Origin of the sequence: Halomonas sp. NCCP-2165 (genome assembly GCF_023708045.1) — a bacterium.
GTDB classification, from domain to species: domain Bacteria; phylum Pseudomonadota; class Gammaproteobacteria; order Pseudomonadales; family Halomonadaceae; genus Bisbaumannia; species Bisbaumannia pacifica.
Window position 1 is genome coordinate 147,524 of the sequence record NZ_BRCY01000005.1, and the last position, 17,094, is coordinate 164,617.

The following is a 17,094-nucleotide window of genomic DNA, read 5'->3' on the forward strand; positions in this document are numbered from 1 at the left end:
TTCCCTAAGGACAGCGGCACCATGAGCCTACGCATGATCCTGCGCATCCTCGGGCTGCTGCTGATGCAGTTCAGCCTGACCATGGTGCCGCCGGCACTGATCTCCCTGCTCTACCGGGACGGCATCTGGAGTGCCTTCGCCATCGCCCTGGGCATCACCGTGGCCACCGGGGCCCTGATCTTCTGGCCCAACCGGCATGCCCGCAAGGAGCTGCGCACCCGGGACGGCTTCCTGATCGCCGCACTGTTCTGGAGCGTGCTGGGCAGCTTCGGGGCCCTGCCGCTGATGCTCGATGGCGCGCATGCGCTGTCGGTGACCGACGCCTTCTTCGAGTCCTTTTCCGGCCTGACCACCACCGGCGCCACCGTGATCACCGGTATCGAGGGCCTGCCCGAGTCGGTGCGCTACTATCGCCAGCAGCTGCAGTGGCTGGGCGGCATGGGGATCGTGGTCCTGGCGGTGGCCATCCTGCCGACCCTGGGCGTCGGCGGCATGGCCCTCTACCGCACCGAGATCCCGGGCCCCCTGAAGGATTCCAAGCTCACCCCGCGGATCACCGAGACCGCCAAGGCGCTGTGGTATATCTACGCCTCCCTGACCCTGACCTGCATCCTCGCCTACTGGGCGGCGGGCATGCACTGGTTCGATGCCCTGGGTCACGGCTTCTCCACCGTCGCCCTGGGCGGTTTCTCCACCTATGACGCCAGCATCGGGCACTTCGACAGCGCCACCATCGAGCTGATCTGCGTGGCCTTCATGGGCGTCTCGGCGATGAGCTTCAGCCTGCACTTCGTCGCCTGGCGGGAGAAGCGCCTGGGCCATTACCTGCGCGACCCGGAGGCGAACTTCCTGCTGCTCTTCCTGGGTGGCCTGGCGCTGATCACCGTCGGCGCCCTCTGGGTCACCGGCACCTATGACGACAGCCTGGGGCTGCGCCACGGCCTCTTCCAGGTGGTCTCGGTGGCCAGCACCGCCGGCTTCGGCGTCGCCGACTTCTCGGCCTGGCCCGGGGCCCTGCCCTTTCTGCTGTTCATGGCCGCCTTCGTGGGCGGCTGTTCCGGCTCCACCGGCGGTGGCATGAAGGTGATTCGCATCATCCTGATCCTCAAGCAGGGCATGCGCGAGATCATGCGCCTGATCCACCCCAATGCGGTGATCGCCGTCAAGGTGGGCAAGCATAGCGTGCCCGACGGCATCGCCCAGGCCGTGTGGGGCTTCTTCTCGGTCTATGTGATGCTCTTCTTCCTGATGCTGGTGGGGGTGATGGCCACCGGGGTGGACCAGGTCACCGCCTGGTCCACGGTGGCCTCCAGCCTCAACAACCTGGGCCCGGCCCTGGGCGAGGCCAGCGCGAACTACGGCGACCTGCCCGACCTGGCCAAGTGGATCCTGGTGGTGGCCATGCTGCTCGGGCGCCTGGAGATCTTTACCGTGCTGGTGCTCTTTACCCCCGCCTTCTGGCGGCGCTGACGCTCTCGAGGTGGAGAGTCACCGCTAGGGGGGGCCAAGGGTTTGCGCCGATGGCCCGGCTTTATGGATAATCGCCCCATCCACTCCCAGATGCCGAGCCCCCATGACCGACTCCCAGGACATCACCGCCACCGAGCCCTCCCCGACGGAGGCCGCGACGGCGGGACCGCGCCAGGTGCTGCAGGTGGGCGAGACCCGCTATACCCTGCTGGGTACCGCCCATGTCTCCGCCCAGAGCGCGGCGGAGGTGCGTGCACTGATCCGCTCCGGCGACTTCGATGCGGTGGCCATCGAGCTCTGCCCCTCCCGTCACCACAGCCTGGTGGAGCCGGACGCCCTGGCCGACCAGGACCTCTTCCAGGTCTTTCGCCAGGGCAAGGCGGGCATGGTGGCCGCCAGCCTGGCGCTGGGCGCCTTCCAGCAGCGCCTCGCCGAGCAGTCCGGCATCGAGCCCGGCGCCGAGATGCGCGCCGCCCTGGAGGAGAGCGAGGCGGCGGGCCTGCCCCTGCTGCTGGTCGACCGGGACGTGGGCATCACCCTCAAGCGCATCTACACCAATGTGCCCTGGTGGCAGCGCATGGGGCTGATCACCGGCCTGCTGAGCAGCGTCGTCTCGCGTCAGGAGGTCTCTCCGGCGGAGATCGAGCGGCTCAAGGAGGGCGACGTCCTGGAGTCCACCTTCAGCGAATTCGCCGAGCAGTCCGAGGCCCTCTATACCCCGCTGATCCGCGAGCGGGATCGCTATATGGCGCTGCGCCTGGCGGAGGAGAACCCCGGCCGCTACCGGAATGTGCTGGTGGTGATCGGCGCCGGCCACCTCAAGGGCCTCGGCGAGCACCTGGCGGCGCCGCTGCCCCAGGCCCCCGGCGTGGAGCGCGAGGCCCTGGAACACACCCCGCCCCGCTCGCGGGTCTGGAAACTGCTGCCGTGGCTTATCACCGCCCTGGTGCTGACCGGCTTCGCCATCGGCTTCTCCCGGGACACCGGCCTGGGGCTGCAACTGGTGGGCGAGTGGTTCCTGATCAACGGCGTGCTCTCGGCGCTGGGCAGCGCCATCGCCCTGGGCCACCCGGTGACCATCGCCGCCACCTTCGTCGCCGCGCCCCTGACCTCCCTCAACCCCACCATCGGCGCCGGCTTCGTGGCCGCCGGGGTGGAGCTGGCCATGCGCAAGCCCAAGGTGCGCGACTTCTCCGCGCTGCGCCACGACGTGGCCAGCGTGAAGGGCTGGTGGCGCAACCGGGTCTCGCGCACCCTGCTGGTATTCATGCTGGCCACCATCGGCTCCGCCGCGGGTACCTGGGTGGCGGGACTACGGATCGCCGGCGCCCTGTTCGGCGGCTGACCTCGCCACCCTCCCCACGACGCAAGGGCCCCGGGCATCGCTGCCCGGGGCCCTTGTCGTTCCGCGGTAGACAACGCCCGCGTCAGCGCGCCTGCAGCGCCGGCGACGACTCGTCGTCCGCCGGGCGGCGCTTCCAAGCACCTGCCAGCAGCGAGCCCGAGACGTTGTGCCACACCGAGAACAGCGCCCCCGGCAGGGCCGCGGTGGCGGTGAAGAACTGGTTGGCCAGCGCCACGGCGAGCCCGGAGTTCTGCAGCCCCACCTCGAAGGCGATGGTCCGGGCCGTGCGCTCGTCGAAGCGCAGCGCCCGGGCCAGGCCATAGCCACCGGCCAGTCCGATGGCGTTATGGGCGACCACCGCCAGGGCGACGATCGGCCCCAGGGTCGCCAGCCGCTCGGCATTGAGGGCCACCACGATGGCAATGATCACCACGATGGCCAGCATCGCCAGGCTCGCCAGCGCCGGCTCGACCCGGGCGATGCGCTCCCCCAGCCAGTGATTGACGATCACCCCGATCAGTACCGGCGCCACCACCAGTTGGGCGATGCTGGTCAACATGCCCGCCACCGGCACGTCGACGCTCTGGCCGACCAGCAGCAGGGTCAGCAGCGGCGTGGCAACCACCGACAGCAGGGTCGAGACCATGGTCATTGACACCGACAGCGCCACCCGACCGCCTGCCAGCCAGGTCATGACATTGGAGGACGTGCCCCCGGCGGTGGCCCCGACCAGCACCATGCCGATGGTCAGGGCGTCCGACAGCCCCAGCAACCGGGAGATCGCCAGCGCCGCCAACGGCATGATCAAAAACTGCAGCACCACGCCCACCGCGATCGGCGCCGGCGACTTCACCACCCGGGCGAAATCCGCCTTCGATAGCGTCAGCCCCATGGCGAACATGATGACCATTAGCAGCGTCTTGATGCTGCCGGCCAGGCCGATGAAGAGCTGCGGCTGGAAGGCGGCCAGGGCCGCCAGTAGCACCGCCCAGACGGGAAACAGGCGGTTGAAGCGTTCGAAGAATGACATGACGTGTCCTTGCGTTGATGGTTGGCGGCCTCTCCGGCTCGTTCGTTCACGGGTCGCCCCGCGGCCTCTAATGGTCGCCGCAACGTGGCGCGCGGGCAATGGCTGACAAGCCCGGCCGGACGCAATAAGTTATCGATTAATAATTACCAAGGTAAATTACTGCATGACCGGGAGCGCTTCGGCATCCGCCTCACTACCGTTTCGCGCCTCGGGCGCTCAGCGGCTGGGCACCTGCGCGAGCAGGCGGCCTTCTTCCGGTACACCCGGGCGGCCGGGGCGGCCTAACGCGCCGCCAGCAGCCGGGTCATGGCCGGCGTCGGCGTCTCAAGCTTCTCGAAACGGCGGCTGGCGGCATAGCTGTCGTTGAAGACCTGGAAGTAGTCGTCGAGGATCTCGGCGGCAGCGCCGTCACCGCCCTGGCGCAGCAGCTCGGCGGCCACCTCGGCGGTGCACAGATGGGCCTCGGAGGCGGGCTTGCGCAGCCGGTAGCGGGTCAGCCGCTCGGTGCGCAGCGGCAGTACCGGTAGCGCCTCGAGATAGGGGCTCTTGCGGAAGATACGCCGCGCCTGCCGCCAGGTGCCGTCGAGGATCACATAGACCGGGATCCGCGCCTCGGCCCGGGCCGAGGCCACCGCCTCCATGCCCACCACCCGGTGGGCATAGTCGGGCTGGTCATCGGGGAAGATCACGAAGGGGGCATAACGCTCGTCCGCCAACAGCGCCAGCAGGCGCTCGTCCGGGGCGGTGCGATACCAGGTGAAGACCTCGGTACTGCCCAGCACGTCACGGATCAGGCGACCGGTATTGGTGGGCTTGTGATGCTCCAGGGGGTGGGTCACGAGCCACACCCGGGCCGTGCTCTCGGCCTCGACTCGATAGGGGCAGAGGCAGTTGAGCGTCGGCAGATTGCAGCCCGCGCAGCGCTCCACGAAGCTGCCCCGGGCCTTGAACTCTCGACGCGGCGGGCGTGGATGGCCGGTGGCGGGATCGCGGTCAGCGGCAGAGGGGGAACGCACGTCTTCCTGCATGGGGCTCGGGTCCGGGGAGTCAAGGGGCGGGTAGTCTATCACCCCAGGCCCTGCCGCCCCCAGCGCCACCGGGATGGCGACGTCTCTTACTCCAGCAGCGTCTCCGGCATCCATAGCCGTCCTTCCCGCGTCCAGTGTCGGACCAGGGCCGGCACGCCCTGACCGGCGGGCTGGTTTATGCGCACCACCCCCGGGGGCGCCAACTGCTGGGCCTGGGGATCGACCAGGATCGCCTCGGCATCCAGCGGCGCCTGATGCAGCAGGGAGGCCGCCGGCATCACCGCCAGGGAGGTGCCCACCACCAGCAGCAGGTCCGCCTCGGCGACGATCTCCTGGGCCTCGACGTAGCGGGGCACCGGCTCGCCGAACCACACCACGTCGGGGCGCAGCTGACTGCCCAGGTCACAGAGATCGCCGAGGCGAATGCCACCGCGACGCAGCGGGTAGCGCATGCCGGGATCGGCGGTGGAGCGCGCCTGGAGGACCTCCCCATGCAGGTGCAGCACCCGGCGTGAGCCGGCCCGCTCGTGGAGGTCGTCGATGTTCTGGGTGATGATGCTGACCCGAAAGCCCCGCTTCTCCAGGGCCGCCAGGGCCTTGTGGGCGGCATTGGGACGCGCCCGACGCACCTGGTCGCGGCGCGCATCGTAGAAGCGCAGCACCCGCTCGGGGTCCCGCGCCCAGCCCTCGGGGGTGGCCACCGCCTCCACCGGGTGGTTCTCCCAGAGGCCGTCGCTGGCACGAAAGGTGGCGATACCGCTCTCGGCGCTGATGCCGGCGCCGCTCAATACCACCAGGTGGGGGGACTCGCTCATGATGACTCGTCAGTGGGTCGGGGCAGCCGTTTCGACGAAGCGCTGCTTGTCGCGATAGGGGGTCACGTCGATCACCTTGCCGTCGCGGATCGCTCGTTGCAGCCCCTGCCAGTAGTCGGGGTCGAAGAGCTCCGGATGCAGCTCGGCGAACAGCGCGCGCAGCTCGGGGTTGGCGACCATGAAGGGGCCGAACTCTTCCGGGAAGATATCATCGGACCCCACCGAGAACCAGGGCTCCGCGGGCTCCCCCTGCCCCGAGCCATGGGCGCGGGGAAGGCGCCGAAAATGGCACTCGGTGAGGTAGCAGATCTCGTCGTAGTCGTAGAAGACCACCCGGCCGTGACGGGTCACCCCGAAGTTCTTCAACAGCATGTCGCCGGGGAAGATATTGGCCGCCGCCAGCTGCTTGATGGCATTGCCGTAGTCCTTGAGCACGGCGCGGGTCTCCTGCCCATCGCACTGCTCCAGGTAGAGGTTCAGGGGGGTCATCATCCGCTCGACATAGCAGTGCTTGATGATCACCTTGTCGTCGCGCAGCGAGACGGTGGAGGGCGCCACCTCCAGCAGGTGCTCCAGGCACTCCGGGTCGAAATGATCGCGGCGGGCGATAAAATTGGAGAACTCCTGGGTATCCGCCATGCGCCCGACCCGGTCGTGACACTTGACCAACTGGTACTTGTCGCGAACGACCCGATGAGTCACCTCCTTGGCCGGGTCGAAGCGATCCTTGATGATCTTGAAGACGGTGCGGTAGGAGGGCAGCACGAAGACCGCCATCACCATGCCGCGCACCCCGGGGGCGATAACGAAGCGATCCTCGCGCTTGGCCACCTGGCGGTTGAGGCCACGGAAGAACTCGGTCTTGCCGTGCTTGTAGAAGCCGATGGCGGAGTAGAGCTCCCCCTCCGGCTTGTCCGGCATCAGCTCCTGGAGGAAGTCGACGCACTCGCCGGGCACCTGAGTATCGACCTGGAAGTAGGCCCGGGTGAAGGAGAAGATGATCGAGACCTCCTCCGGCTCGATCAGCACCGTATCCAGGTGCAGGCCCTCGCTGGCCCCCGCCTCTTCGCCATAGCCATCGCCATGACGGATCGGCAGCACCAGGGGCAACTGCTCGGCGCCGCCGCGCAGCCGCCCCACCAGGTAGGCGCCCTTGTTGCGATAGAAGACGCTCTCCAGCAACTCGACCTCGGTATCGTCGGCGTCCCGCAGCGTCGCGGGGAGATGACCGACCAGGAAGTCGGCGCCCAGGCGAGCGTCCCGCTCGAGGTCATCGAAGGGGGTCTCCAGGCGCGCCTCCCCCAGGGCCCAGCGCAGGGCGCCGGCCCAGTCGCCGGCGACCCGTCGGGTACGCGTCAGGCAGATGCCCGAATGACGGGGCGCGCTATCCCGGGAGCTGTAGACGAACATCCAGTCGTCGCGGATATGGCGGTGGTGAAAGACCGAGCAGAACAGGGAGTTGAAGAAGGTCTCGGCGAGCTCGTAGTCGAGGCGCTGATCGATCAGCTCGGCGTAGTGAGCCTTGGCCTCCCGCCAGCACTCGCAGTGGGTCAGCACCTCGGCCTGGAAGGTGCGCCGGAGGCGCCCCAGGGTCGCCGCCACCTTGTCGTCGTAGAGGTTGATGCGCGCCGCCGAGGCCTGCTGCGCCTCTCGCCAGGCGGCGTCCCGGAAACGCCGGCTGGCGTCCCGGGTAATCGCCCGGAAGCGGGTACGGTACTCATCGAAGCCATGCAGAATGGTGGCGGCGAGGCGATAGGCGGCGGAGAGTTTCATGGCGGGGTTCCTGGCGGCGGCAACGACTAGCCTGGCGGAATCCTCTGGTCACGGCGAGACGACCATGGTGTAGCGTCTTGTAATACCATGACACCCTCCGTGACAGGACGGCGCCCAGCGGCGACAATAGGCCCCGTTTTGCCGATGCTCAGGTCTTGCAAGTCGTGCCCATAAGCCATCCCCCCGACGACACCCCCATCACCATCCTCTACCGAGACGCGCACCTGGTGGCGGTGCACAAGCCGAGCGGGCTGCTGGTCCATCGCAGCCCCCTGGCCCGGGGCGAGACCCGCTTCCTGGTGCAGCAGTTGCGCGACCAGTTGGGGCAGCGGGTCTACCCGGTGCATCGCCTGGATCGCCCCACCTCCGGGGTGATGCTCTTCGCCCTGGATTCGCGCACCGCCGCCGAGCTCAACGCCGCCTTTACCGAGCAGCGCATTCAAAAGCGCTACCTGGCGGTGGTGCGCGGCGTCGGCCCCGAGGCGGCGCGCCTCGACTACCCCTTGCGGGAGGAGGATGGGCCCCGCCCCAAGGCCGAGATGCCGGCCCAGGCGGCGCTGACCGAGGTGCGTCGCCTGGATAGCGTGGAGCTGCCGGTGGCGGTGGACCGCTACCCCCAGAGCCGCTACTCGCTGATGGAGGCGCGCCCCCATAGCGGGCGCCGCCACCAGATCCGCCGGCATCTCTCCCGGCGCGGCTACCCGATCATCGGCGACGCCAAGCACGGGAAGGGGGTGCACAACCGCTTCTTCGCCGAACGGCTGGGCTGCCCCCGGCTGCTGCTGGCGGCGGTGACGCTGGGCGTCGAGCATCCCCGGGAGGGCCGCTGGCTCGACGTCACCGCCCCCCTGGATGCCGGCATGACGGCGCTCTTCGAGCGCTTCGGCTGGGCCGGCCACCTGCCCCGCGGCGGCATCGCCTGGCGCGATGTGCTCCCCGAGATCGGGACCCGGCCCATGATCGACTCGGAGAACGGTTATGCATAACGACGATTACGACCTGCGCTTCGGCGGCATCCGCCGCCTCTATGGCCGCCGCGCCAGCGAGGCCTTCCGCCGCGCCCATGTGGTGGTGGTGGGCGTGGGCGGCGTGGGCAGCTGGACGGTGGAGGCCCTGGCCCGGGCCGGCATCGGCAAGCTGACCCTGATCGACCTGGACGACGTCTGCGTCTCCAACGTCAATCGCCAGCTCCACGCCCTGGACGGCACCATCGGTCGCCCCAAGGTGGAGGTGCTGGCGGAGCGCTGCCGGGCCATCGCCCCGCAGATGACGGTGGTGGCGGACAGCGCCTTCGTCACCCCGTCGAACCTGGCCGAGCGCCTGCCCGCGGACGCCGACCATGTGGTGGACGCCATCGACAGCGTGATCGCCAAGGCGGCGCTGATCGGCTGGTGCCGGCGCCGCAAGCTGCCGATCACCGTCACCGGCGCCGCCGGCGGCCAGACCGACCCCACCCGCATCCGGGTGGCGGACCTGGCGCGCACCCAGCACGATCCCCTGCTGGCCAAGGTGCGCTCGCGGCTGCGCCGGGACTATGGTTTCTCGCGCAATCCCAAGCGGCGCTTCGAGGTGGAGTGCGTCTACTCCGAGGAGCAGCTGGTCTATCCCGGCGGCGACGGCGAGGTGTGCCTGCAGAAGCCCGGCGCCGGCAATGCCACCCGCCTCGACTGCGCCGAGGGCTTCGGCGCCGCCACCTTCGTCACCGGCAGCTTCGGCTTCGCCGCCGCCGCCCGGGTGATGGCGCGCCTCGCCCGCCGCGCCCAGCGCGAGGCGCAGCAGCAAACCACTCAGGAACCCCAGGAGCAGACCCCATGAGCACGACCGTCCCGGTCCCCGGTATCTATCGCCACTACAAGGGCCCCCTTTATGAAGTGATGGGCCTGGCCCGGCATAGCGAGACCGAGGAGCCGCTGGTGGTCTACCGCGCGCTCTATGGGGAGTACGGTCTCTGGGTCCGGCCCCTGGCGATGTTTACCGAAACGGTGGTGAAAGACGGCGAGGAGCAGCCGCGCTTCGCACTGGAGCAGGCCTTTCGCCACGGCTAAAGCCGGTCACCGACCCACGCGGTCTACCGCACTCTCTATGACGGCGAGTACGGCCTCTGGGTCCGGCCCCTGGCGATGTTTACCGAAAGTATCGAGGTGGAAGGAAAAACGCAGCCGCGCTTCGCACTGGAGCAGGCCTTTCGCCATGGTTAGGGGCAGACACTAAAACGCCCGCTGCCAGTGGCACCGGGCGTCGAGAGCGCACAGCGGACAATCAGTCGGCGGCGTGCATCTGCTTCTGCAGGTAGTTTTCGAGGCCCACCTTGTCGATCAGGCCCAGCTCGGTCTCCAGATGATCGATATGCTCTTCTTCCTCGTCGAGGATATGCCGGAAGAGGTCGCGACTCACATAGTCCTTGACCTTCTCGCAGTGGGTAATGGCCTCGATCAGGTCCTCGCGAGCCTTGTGCTCCAGCTTGAGGTCGCACTCGAGCATCTCGCGGGTATTCTCGCCGATCAGCAGCTTGCCGTAGTCCTGCAGGTTGGGTAGCCCTTCCAGGAAGAGGATACGCTCGATCAGGGTATCGGCGTGCTTCATCTCCTCGATGGACTCCTCGTACTCCCATTTGGCCAGGGCCTTCAGGCCCCAGTCCTTGTACATCTTGGCATGCAGATAGTACTGGTTGATGGCCACCAGCTCATTGCCCAGCACGGTATTGAGGTAGCCGATGACCTTGGCGTCGCCTTTCATGGGAATCTCCTCGATGGTTCTGGATGCCAGGCACGACTCGTCGCACCTTCGGCAGGGGACTCCAAAAGTATGCGACAGAACTTATTAATTTTCCATGAATAACAGAAGGTTACGAGGAGTTATCAGGTGCGGAGAATTACCGTCGGAGAGCGAGAACAGGAATGCGTTAGGTTCGCGAGCGCTCAGACCGCGTAGGCGAGGTCCTGGGCGACCAGGCTCATCTCCTCGGAAATGGCCTCACGCATGATGTCCTTGCCGGTGCCCGCACACTTGCCGCACTGGGTGGCGCAACCGGTACGCTCGCGCACCTCGCGCCAGCTACGCGCGCCCTCTTCCACGGCGTCGCGGATGGCCCGGTCGTTTACTCCCTTGCACAGACAGACATACATGCGGGTGTCCTCGCGATTCATTACGAGAACAAATGTAAATGATTCGCAGAGACTATGGCAACCCCCTTGCGAATCATTAGCAATTACTTCTTTGGTAGTACGACCACCCGACTGCCCGAGGCGATATCCGACCAGCTACGCTTCTCGCCATCGAAGAGGACCCACCAGTAGCCGAGCCCCAGGGCGATCCAGGAGGCCAGGCCGACGAAGAAACGCAGCAGCGCCTGGGTCAGGCTGATGCGCCCGCCCTCCGGTGTCTGGATGCGCAGCCGCCAGGCCTGCATGCCCAGGGTCATGCCGCCGCGCATCCAGGAGAAGGCGAAAAACGCGAAGGTGGCCACCAGGAGCACGCTATGGAAGAGCGGGGTCTCGTTGGCCTCGCCGCCGTTGAGGGCCACGGCGACGAACCCCAGCACCATCCACAGGGCGATCACCACCAGGGTATCGTAGAGCATGGCGCCCAGGCGGCGACCCAACCCGGCGGGCCAGGTGCGATCCAGATCGGAAAAACGGTGGCGTTGCATCGATTTGCGTCCTCGTCTTGCGAATGGGTGCCGGCTTAGCCCGAGCGGCGCAGCAGATAGAGCCCCAGGGCGGCACACAGCAGGGTCGGGCCCAGCACCGCCCAGGCCGGCGAGAAGCCGAACAGGGTCGAGGCCGGCGCCAGCAGGTCCTGCAGGTACTTGAAGCCGAGGCCGGTGATCACCCCGTAGAAGACCCGGGTGCCGGCGGCCACGCTGCGCAGCGGCCCGAACACGAAGGAGGCCGCCACCAGCACCAGGGAGGCCAGGGTCAGGGGCATCAACAGCTTCTGCCAGAAATAGAGCAGCGGCTGGGTGGCCTGGAGCCCCTGGTCCCGCTGGAAGCGGGCATAGGCCCAGAGCTCGCTGGGGGCCTGGCTCTCCACGTCCCGCAGCAGGCGCTCGAGCTGCTGCGGGGTGAAGCGGGTCTCCCAGGCCAGGGTGTCATGGTGGGCCGCCCGGGTGCGTTCGTCCTCGAAGCGGGTCACCGCCACCTCTTCCAGGCGCCATGCCTCGCCCTCCCACACCGCCCGGGCCGCCTGGGTCGCACTGCGCAGGCGGTCCCCCTCGAACTCGTACCGGGTCAGCTCGATCACGGTATCGTCGGCACGGATGGCGCCGAAGCGGTAGATGGTATCCCCCTCCCGCTGCCAGCCGCCGCTCTGGGAGAGCACGGCGCCCTCCCCCTGCATCTTCTCCAGCCGCCAGGCGGTGGCGAACTGTTCGCTACGCGGGCTGACGAACTCGGCGATGCCCAGCAGCACCACCACGATCAGCAGCACGGGTTTCATCACTCCCCAGAGGATCCGCGTCAGGGAGCGACCCGCCGCCCGCATCACGGTCAGCTCGTTGCTGGAGGCCATGCCCCCCAGGCCGATCAGGGCACCGATCAGCACCGCCACCGGGGCATACTGGTAGAGCCGCCAGGGCAGGCGCATCAGCAGATAGAGCAGCACCTGGAGGGCGCCGTAGTCGCCCTGAACGTCGCCCAGGTCATTGATATAGGTGATGACCAGGTCCAGGCCCAGCAGCACCACCTGGACCACGATGATGGCGGCCAGCACATTGCGGGCGATATAACGGTCGAGACGATCGGCCAGCATCAGCGCATCCCCCGTCGCTGGGCCTGCCACAACAGGCCGAGGCCGATCAGCAGATAGCCCAGATGAATCGGCCACATGCCGATGACCGCCGGCCAGGCCCCCCGGGCGATGCCGTCCTGCGCCGCCAGCAGCAGGCTCAGGTAGCTGATATGCAGGAAGATCGCCGGCAACAGCTTGGCGAAGCGCCCCTGCCGAGGATTGACCCGGGACAGCGGCATGGCCATCAACACCAGCACGAAGACCATCAACGGCAGCGACAGCCGCCACTGTAGCTGCGCCTGGGCGCGGGAATCCTCGGCACCGAACAGCGCCGCGGTGGTGGCATAGTCGGGACTCCCCAGCTCATGGCCCTCGACGCCGACGGCGAGCCGCACCGCATAGGTACCGAAGCCCAGGGCTTCCGCCTCGTGGCGGCCCGGATCGACGCTGTAGCGCTGGCCGTTCGCCAACACCAGGAAGCGGCTTCCGGTCTCGGGATCCACGGTCTGATAACCGCTCTCGGCACGGGTAACCACGCTCTCCGGGGTGCCATCGCCGCGCCGTTGGCGTTCGCTGATAAAGACGCCGCGCATCTCCTGGCCGTCCTCGCTGAAGGCCTCGGCATAGGCGGTACGACCACCGCCGAACTCCTGGAAGCGCCCCGGCGCCAGGGCGGTAAAGTCGAGGCGGCTGCGCTGCTCCTCCAGGCTGATGGCGGTCTGCAGGGCCCCCGCCGGGGTCAGCCACAGGCTGCACAGGCCCACCAGCACCGCCACCAGGGTGGCCGGCACCAGGCTCACCTGAAGCAGCCGCACGGGGCTGATGCCGCAGGCCACCAGCACGGTGATCTCGCTGTTGAGGTAGAGCTGCCCATAGGCCAGCAGCACCCCCAGGAAGAAGGCCAGGGGCAGGATCAGCTCCAGGAAGCCAGGAAGGTGAAAGAGCATCAGGTTGCCGAGGATGGCCACCGGGATCTCGCCTTCGGCCGCATTCGAGAAGTAGCGAATGAAACGACTGCCCATGATCACCAGCAGCAGGACCCCGGCCACGGCGGCCATGGTCTGCAGGATCTCGCGGGTCAGGTAACGAAATAGGATCAAGTGGGTCTCCGCATCGATTGCCGTGGCGTCCCTGTCACCCCATGCATTGCGGCCTCGCATTGCGTACACTGGGGGTTCGGCCGCGGCGGCCTGCCGTGCCGGCATTATCCAGAATCCCCCTTCGCTTGTCTTGTGGAGACGCCATGGAATTCCCTGTTCAGACGGCCAATCCGGCCAAGGCCGAGACGGCCTGCCTCGTGGTTCCGGTGTTCAAGGACGCCGAGCTGCTGCCCGCCGCCGCCAAGCTCGACGATGCCAGCGAGCGGTTGATCGGCCAGCTGATCGAGCGCGGCGACTTCTCGGCCGACCTGGGCAAGGTGCTGCTGGTTCCCTTCGCGCCCGGCCTGAACGCCGAGCGCCTGCTGCTGGTGGGCCTGGGCGAGGCCGCCAAGTGCAACGAGGCCGCCCTGCGCAAGGCCCTGGATGCCGCCTTCGCCCAGCTCGCCGCCCTGCCGGTGGATGACGCCGCCGTGGCCTTCACCGACGTGCCGGTGGCCGATCGCGACAGCCACTGGAAGGCCCGCATGACCGCCGAGGCGGCCCTGCGCGCCGGCTATCGCTTCACTGACTTCAAGTCCAAACCGGCCCCCAAGCCGCGCCTCGAGCGGGTTACCCTGCTGGTCAGCGAGGCCGATGACGCCGCGGCCGCCGCCGAGGGCGCAGGCGTCGGCGCCGCCATCGGCGAGGGCATCAACCTGACCCGCCAGTTGGGCAACCTGCCGGGCAATGTCTGCACCCCCAGTTACCTGGCCGAGCAGGCCGAAGGGCTGGCCGCCGCCTCCGGCGGTGCCCTGACCGCCGAGATCCTCGACGAGGCCGCCCTGGAGGCCCTGGGCGCCCATAGCCTGCTCTCGGTGGGCCGCGGCAGCGAGCAGCCCTCGCGGCTGATCGTCATGAAGTACCAGGGTGCCGAGGACCCCGAGGAGTCGCCCCATGTGCTGGTCGGCAAGGGCATCACCTTCGATACCGGCGGCATCTCGCTGAAGCCCGGCGAGGCCATGGACGAGATGAAGTTCGACATGTGCGGGGCCGCCAGCGTATTCGGCACCGTCAAGGCGATCCTCGCCATCAAGCCGCGGCTCAACCTGGTGTTCGTGGTCGCCGCCGCCGAGAACATGCCCGACGGCCGCGCCACCAAGCCCGGCGACATCATCAAGACCCTCAAGGGGCTCACCGTGGAGGTGCTCAATACCGACGCCGAGGGGCGCCTGGTGCTGTGCGATGCCCTCACCTATGTCGAGCGTTTCCGGCCCGCCAGCGTGGTGGATATCGCCACCCTGACCGGTGCCTGCATCATCGGCCTGGGCCACCACGCCACCGGCCTGCTCTCCAACGACGACGACCTGGCCCTGGACCTGCTGGATGCCGGCGAGACCGCCTGGGACCGTGCCTGGCACCTGCCGCTGTGGGACGAATACCAGGAGCAGCTCGACTCCAACTTCGCCGACCTGGCCAATATCGGCGGTCGTCCCGCGGGCACCATCACCGCCGCCTGTTTCCTGTCGCGCTTCGCCGATCAGTTCCCCTGGGCGCACCTGGATATCGCCGGCACCGCCTGGCACTCCGGCAAGCAGAAGGGCGCCAGCGGCCGCCCGGTGGGCCTGCTGACCCAGTATCTGCTGGATCGCGAGGCCGAGGGCCAGATCGAGGACGGCGACGCCGCCTAGGGTTGCCAATCTCGCCGCCAACCTTTACACCTGTGACACCCGGCGGGCCTCGGCCCGCCACCCCGTATCGCTCGAAAGACGCCGGCGCCCGATGCCGCCGGCCATAGCGGAGACCCTTTTGCCGTGTCCACTGCAAGCTTTGCCCTGCTGCCTTCCACGAATCCCGCGGCCGACGCCGTGCGTGACAATATCCTCGCCGCCCCCGGCTTCGGCCAGCACTTCACCGACCATATGGCCCATGTGCGCTGGACCCTCGATGCCGGCTGGCATGGTCACGAGGTGCGCCCCTACGGCCCGCTGACCCTGGACCCCGCCGCCGCCGTGCTGCACTACGCCCAGGAGATCTTCGAGGGCATCAAGGCCTACCGTCACGCCGACGGCTCGGTGTGGACCTTCCGCCCCGAGAAGAACGCCGAGCGCTTCCGCCGCAGCGCCCGCCGCCTGGCCCTGCCGGAGCTCTCCGACGAGGACTTCATCGGCTCGATCAAGGCACTGCTGGCCCAGGACCATGCCTGGGTGCCGACGCCGAAGAACGCGGCCGACGAGTGCAGCCTCTACCTGCGTCCCTTCATGATCGCCAGCGAGAAGTTCCTCGGCGTGCGCCCGGCCCAGGAAGTGGACTACTACGTGATCGCCTCCCCGGCGGCCGCCTACTTCAAGGGCGGCATCGAGCCGGTCTCCATCTGGCTCTCCCAGCACTACAAGCGCGCCGCCCCCGGCGGCACCGGCTTCGCCAAGTGCGGTGGCAACTACGCCGCCTCCCTGGCCGCCCAGAAGGAGGCCAGCGACCACGGCTGCGGCCAGGTGGCCTTCCTCGATGCCGCCGAGAACAAGTGGATCGAAGAGCTGGGCGGCATGAACCTCTTCTTCGTCTACAAGGATGGGCGCATCGCCACCCCGCGGCTGACCGACACCATCCTCGAGGGCGTGACCCGCGACTCGGTGCTGACCCTGGCCAAGGACGAGGGGCTGACCCCGGAGGAGCGTCCGATCAGCATCGATGAGTGGCGCGAGGGCGCCGCCTCCGGCGAGATCACCGAGATCTTCGCCTGCGGCACCGCCGCGGTGATCACCCCGGTGGGCGAGCTGGTCACCGAGGAGGGGCCGATCCGCCTGGCCGCCAAGAGCGACAACGAGGTGGCCAAGCGCCTGCGCACCAAGCTGCTCGACCTGCAGTATGGTCGCAGCGAAGACAAGTACGGCTGGCTGACCCGCCTGGTCTGACCCCGAGCTGGAAGCTGGAAGCTGGAAGCTGGAAGCTGGAAGCTGGAAGGCAGAGTGATTCCACCAACCCTGTGATCAAGCCCTCTTCCAGCTTCCAGGAGCGAAGCGTCGCTCTTACCGCTTATGGCTCCCCGAAGGGGACATTCATGACCCGAGTCGATTTCTATATCCTCCCCGAGACCACCCTGGACGCCCGCCTCGACTTCGCCTGCCGGCTCGCCGAGACCATCGCCGGCAAGGGCTATCGGCTGCATCTGCACTGCGAAGACGCGGCCATGGGCCAGGCCCTGGACGAACGCCTGTGGAGCTTTCGCGACGACGCCTACCTGCCCCACGCCCTGCTGGGCAGCGCCGAGGCCGAGACGGTGCCGGTGACCCTGGGCTGGGAGGCGCCGCCGGACCCGGCCCGGGAGGTCCAGGCCCTGCTCAATCTGCACCCGGAGATCCCCGAGTGGTTCTCCCGCTTCGAGCGGGTCGCCGAGATCATCAACCAGCACCAGCAAGTGCTGACCACCAAGCGCGCCTGCTGGCAGACCTACAAGAAGCGCGGCTACCCGGTCACCGCCCACGACCTAAGCAAGCGCCGTTAAGCGGCGTTGCCATCACGACCAAGAGAACGTAGACGAGTGCCCACGAGGGTTATCGCTGAGGGGCGCTGGGGGTAGGTCGAAGCAAAGCGTCTTTTTCAGGGGTTAGGAAGATACTTCCGAACGGGTAGGCCATGGAGGGCCTACCCCGGTCCTGAAAGCGAAGCAGGATAGCGTAGCGCCTCAGGAAAAAGTCGAGCGCCCAGGGATGGGTTCACAGCGTCTTTGCGAGGGTCCGGCCTTCCGGGCACCTGCCCCCAGAGTAGCCCCGGGCCGCATATGGTGGGTGAACAGGGCAGTCCAAGGTCTCCCCCCCTCTAGCTGACG

The 17,094-nt window shown here is 67.9% G+C and carries 16 protein-coding genes and 1 pseudogene; 8 read left to right on the plus strand and 9 right to left on the minus strand.

Translation table 11 applies throughout. From position 1 onward, the window contains the following. Positions 1-21 precede the first annotated feature (21 nt). Both NFU04_RS04475 and NFU04_RS04480 read left to right on the plus strand, forming a co-directional pair. A complete protein-coding gene (locus NFU04_RS04475; protein ID WP_251308300.1) occupies positions 22-1,470 on the plus strand; it encodes a TrkH family potassium uptake protein in 1,449 nt (482 codons plus the stop codon). Between the two features lie 103 nt (positions 1,471-1,573). After that, positions 1,574-2,815 carry a TraB/GumN family protein gene (locus tag NFU04_RS04480; RefSeq protein ID WP_251308301.1) on the plus strand — a complete coding sequence of 414 codons (1,242 nt, stop codon included), beginning with the start codon at positions 1,574-1,576 and terminating at the stop codon, positions 2,813-2,815. Between the two features lie 82 nt (positions 2,816-2,897). On the opposite strand, the gene NFU04_RS04485 is transcribed toward NFU04_RS04480, so the two are convergent. From NFU04_RS04485 to aceK, 4 genes are all read right to left on the minus strand, one after another. Next, the gene (locus NFU04_RS04485; protein WP_251308302.1) at positions 2,898-3,845 is read right to left on the minus strand and encodes a bile acid:sodium symporter family protein; all 948 of its coding nucleotides are present in this window, start codon (positions 3,843-3,845) and stop codon (positions 2,898-2,900) included. Between the two features lie 281 nt (positions 3,846-4,126). Then, positions 4,127-4,873 carry a tRNA-uridine aminocarboxypropyltransferase gene (locus tag NFU04_RS04490; RefSeq protein WP_251308303.1) on the minus strand — a complete coding sequence of 249 codons (747 nt, stop codon included), beginning with the start codon at positions 4,871-4,873 and terminating at the stop codon, positions 4,127-4,129. Positions 4,874-4,959: 86 nt separating this feature from the next. Next, positions 4,960-5,688 carry an SIR2 family NAD-dependent protein deacylase gene (locus tag NFU04_RS04495; protein ID WP_251308304.1) on the minus strand — a complete coding sequence of 243 codons (729 nt, stop codon included), beginning with the start codon at positions 5,686-5,688 and terminating at the stop codon, positions 4,960-4,962. A gap of 9 nt (positions 5,689-5,697) precedes the next feature. Then, the gene (gene aceK, locus NFU04_RS04500) at positions 5,698-7,461 is read right to left on the minus strand and encodes a bifunctional isocitrate dehydrogenase kinase/phosphatase (protein ID WP_251308305.1); all 1,764 of its coding nucleotides are present in this window, start codon (positions 7,459-7,461) and stop codon (positions 5,698-5,700) included. 164 nt (positions 7,462-7,625) lie between these two features. Here aceK and NFU04_RS04505 point away from each other — a divergent pair, with 164 nt between their 5' ends. The 3 genes and pseudogenes from NFU04_RS04505 to NFU04_RS04515 all read left to right on the plus strand — a co-directional run bounded on the left by NFU04_RS04505 (position 7,626) and on the right by NFU04_RS04515 (position 9,659). Next, positions 7,626-8,447 (plus strand): pseudouridine synthase, encoded by an 822-nt coding sequence (locus tag NFU04_RS04505; RefSeq protein WP_251308306.1) that lies wholly within the window; start codon positions 7,626-7,628, stop codon positions 8,445-8,447. Further along, positions 8,440-9,276, plus strand: a complete 837-nt coding sequence (tcdA, locus tag NFU04_RS04510; RefSeq protein ID WP_251308307.1) for a tRNA cyclic N6-threonylcarbamoyladenosine(37) synthase TcdA — start codon at positions 8,440-8,442, stop codon at positions 9,274-9,276. The genes NFU04_RS04505 and tcdA overlap by 8 nt, the downstream gene beginning before the upstream one ends. Further along, positions 9,273-9,659 (plus strand): annotated as a pseudogene (locus tag NFU04_RS04515) (DUF1653 domain-containing protein). Before tcdA ends, NFU04_RS04515 begins: the two are co-directional and overlap by 4 nt. A gap of 61 nt (positions 9,660-9,720) precedes the next feature. Here NFU04_RS04515 and bfr read toward each other — a convergent pair. The 5 genes from bfr to lptF all read right to left on the minus strand — a co-directional run bounded on the left by bfr (position 9,721) and on the right by lptF (position 13,289). Next, complete coding sequence (gene bfr, locus NFU04_RS04520) at positions 9,721-10,197, minus strand: bacterioferritin (protein WP_251308308.1); 477 nt, start codon at positions 10,195-10,197, stop codon at positions 9,721-9,723. A 182-nt stretch (positions 10,198-10,379) separates the two neighbouring features. After that, positions 10,380-10,586: a bacterioferritin-associated ferredoxin gene (locus NFU04_RS04525; protein WP_251308309.1), complete on the minus strand. Its 207-nt coding sequence runs from the start codon at positions 10,584-10,586 to the stop codon at positions 10,380-10,382. Positions 10,587-10,669: 83 nt separating this feature from the next. After that, positions 10,670-11,110 carry an RDD family protein gene (locus NFU04_RS04530; RefSeq protein ID WP_251308310.1) on the minus strand — a complete coding sequence of 147 codons (441 nt, stop codon included), beginning with the start codon at positions 11,108-11,110 and terminating at the stop codon, positions 10,670-10,672. A gap of 35 nt (positions 11,111-11,145) precedes the next feature. Then, positions 11,146-12,210, minus strand: coding sequence for an LPS export ABC transporter permease LptG (gene lptG, locus NFU04_RS04535; protein WP_251308311.1), 1,065 nt, complete (start codon positions 12,208-12,210; stop codon positions 11,146-11,148). After that, the gene (gene lptF, locus NFU04_RS04540) at positions 12,210-13,289 is read right to left on the minus strand and encodes an LPS export ABC transporter permease LptF (RefSeq protein ID WP_251308312.1); all 1,080 of its coding nucleotides are present in this window, start codon (positions 13,287-13,289) and stop codon (positions 12,210-12,212) included. The genes lptG and lptF overlap by 1 nt, the downstream gene beginning before the upstream one ends. A 143-nt stretch (positions 13,290-13,432) precedes the next feature. Between lptF and NFU04_RS04545 the strand changes: the two genes are divergently transcribed. From NFU04_RS04545 to NFU04_RS04555, 3 genes are all read left to right on the plus strand, one after another. Continuing rightward, a complete protein-coding gene (locus NFU04_RS04545) occupies positions 13,433-14,956 on the plus strand; it encodes a leucyl aminopeptidase (protein WP_251308313.1) in 1,524 nt (507 codons plus the stop codon). A gap of 123 nt (positions 14,957-15,079) precedes the next feature. Further along, positions 15,080-16,180 carry a branched-chain amino acid aminotransferase gene (locus tag NFU04_RS04550; RefSeq protein WP_251308314.1) on the plus strand — a complete coding sequence of 367 codons (1,101 nt, stop codon included), beginning with the start codon at positions 15,080-15,082 and terminating at the stop codon, positions 16,178-16,180. A gap of 146 nt (positions 16,181-16,326) precedes the next feature. After that, complete coding sequence (locus NFU04_RS04555; protein WP_251308315.1) at positions 16,327-16,770, plus strand: DNA polymerase III subunit chi; 444 nt, start codon at positions 16,327-16,329, stop codon at positions 16,768-16,770. Positions 16,771-17,094 lie beyond the last annotated feature (324 nt).

Bases quoted from the DNA above. Each gene is read 5' to 3' on its own strand.
- NFU04_RS04475 (WP_251308300.1), top strand. From the start codon at position 22: ATGAGCCTACGCATGATCCTGCGCATCCTCGGGCTGCTGCTGATGCAG.
- NFU04_RS04480 (WP_251308301.1), top strand. From the start codon at position 1,574: ATGACCGACTCCCAGGACATCACCGCCACCGAGCCCTCCCCGACGGAG.
- NFU04_RS04485 (WP_251308302.1), bottom strand. From the start codon at position 3,845: ATGTCATTCTTCGAACGCTTCAACCGCCTGTTTCCCGTCTGGGCGGTG.
- NFU04_RS04490 (WP_251308303.1), bottom strand. From the start codon at position 4,873: ATGCAGGAAGACGTGCGTTCCCCCTCTGCCGCTGACCGCGATCCCGCC.
- NFU04_RS04495 (WP_251308304.1), bottom strand. From the start codon at position 5,688: ATGAGCGAGTCCCCCCACCTGGTGGTATTGAGCGGCGCCGGCATCAGC.
- aceK (WP_251308305.1), bottom strand. From the start codon at position 7,461: ATGAAACTCTCCGCCGCCTATCGCCTCGCCGCCACCATTCTGCATGGC.
- tcdA (WP_251308307.1), top strand. From the start codon at position 8,440: ATGCATAACGACGATTACGACCTGCGCTTCGGCGGCATCCGCCGCCTC.
- bfr (WP_251308308.1), bottom strand. From the start codon at position 10,197: ATGAAAGGCGACGCCAAGGTCATCGGCTACCTCAATACCGTGCTGGGC.
- NFU04_RS04525 (WP_251308309.1), bottom strand. From the start codon at position 10,586: ATGTATGTCTGTCTGTGCAAGGGAGTAAACGACCGGGCCATCCGCGAC.
- NFU04_RS04530 (WP_251308310.1), bottom strand. From the start codon at position 11,110: ATGCAACGCCACCGTTTTTCCGATCTGGATCGCACCTGGCCCGCCGGG.
- lptG (WP_251308311.1), bottom strand. From the start codon at position 12,210: ATGCTGGCCGATCGTCTCGACCGTTATATCGCCCGCAATGTGCTGGCC.
- NFU04_RS04545 (WP_251308313.1), top strand. From the start codon at position 13,433: ATGGAATTCCCTGTTCAGACGGCCAATCCGGCCAAGGCCGAGACGGCC.
- NFU04_RS04555 (WP_251308315.1), top strand. From the start codon at position 16,327: ATGACCCGAGTCGATTTCTATATCCTCCCCGAGACCACCCTGGACGCC.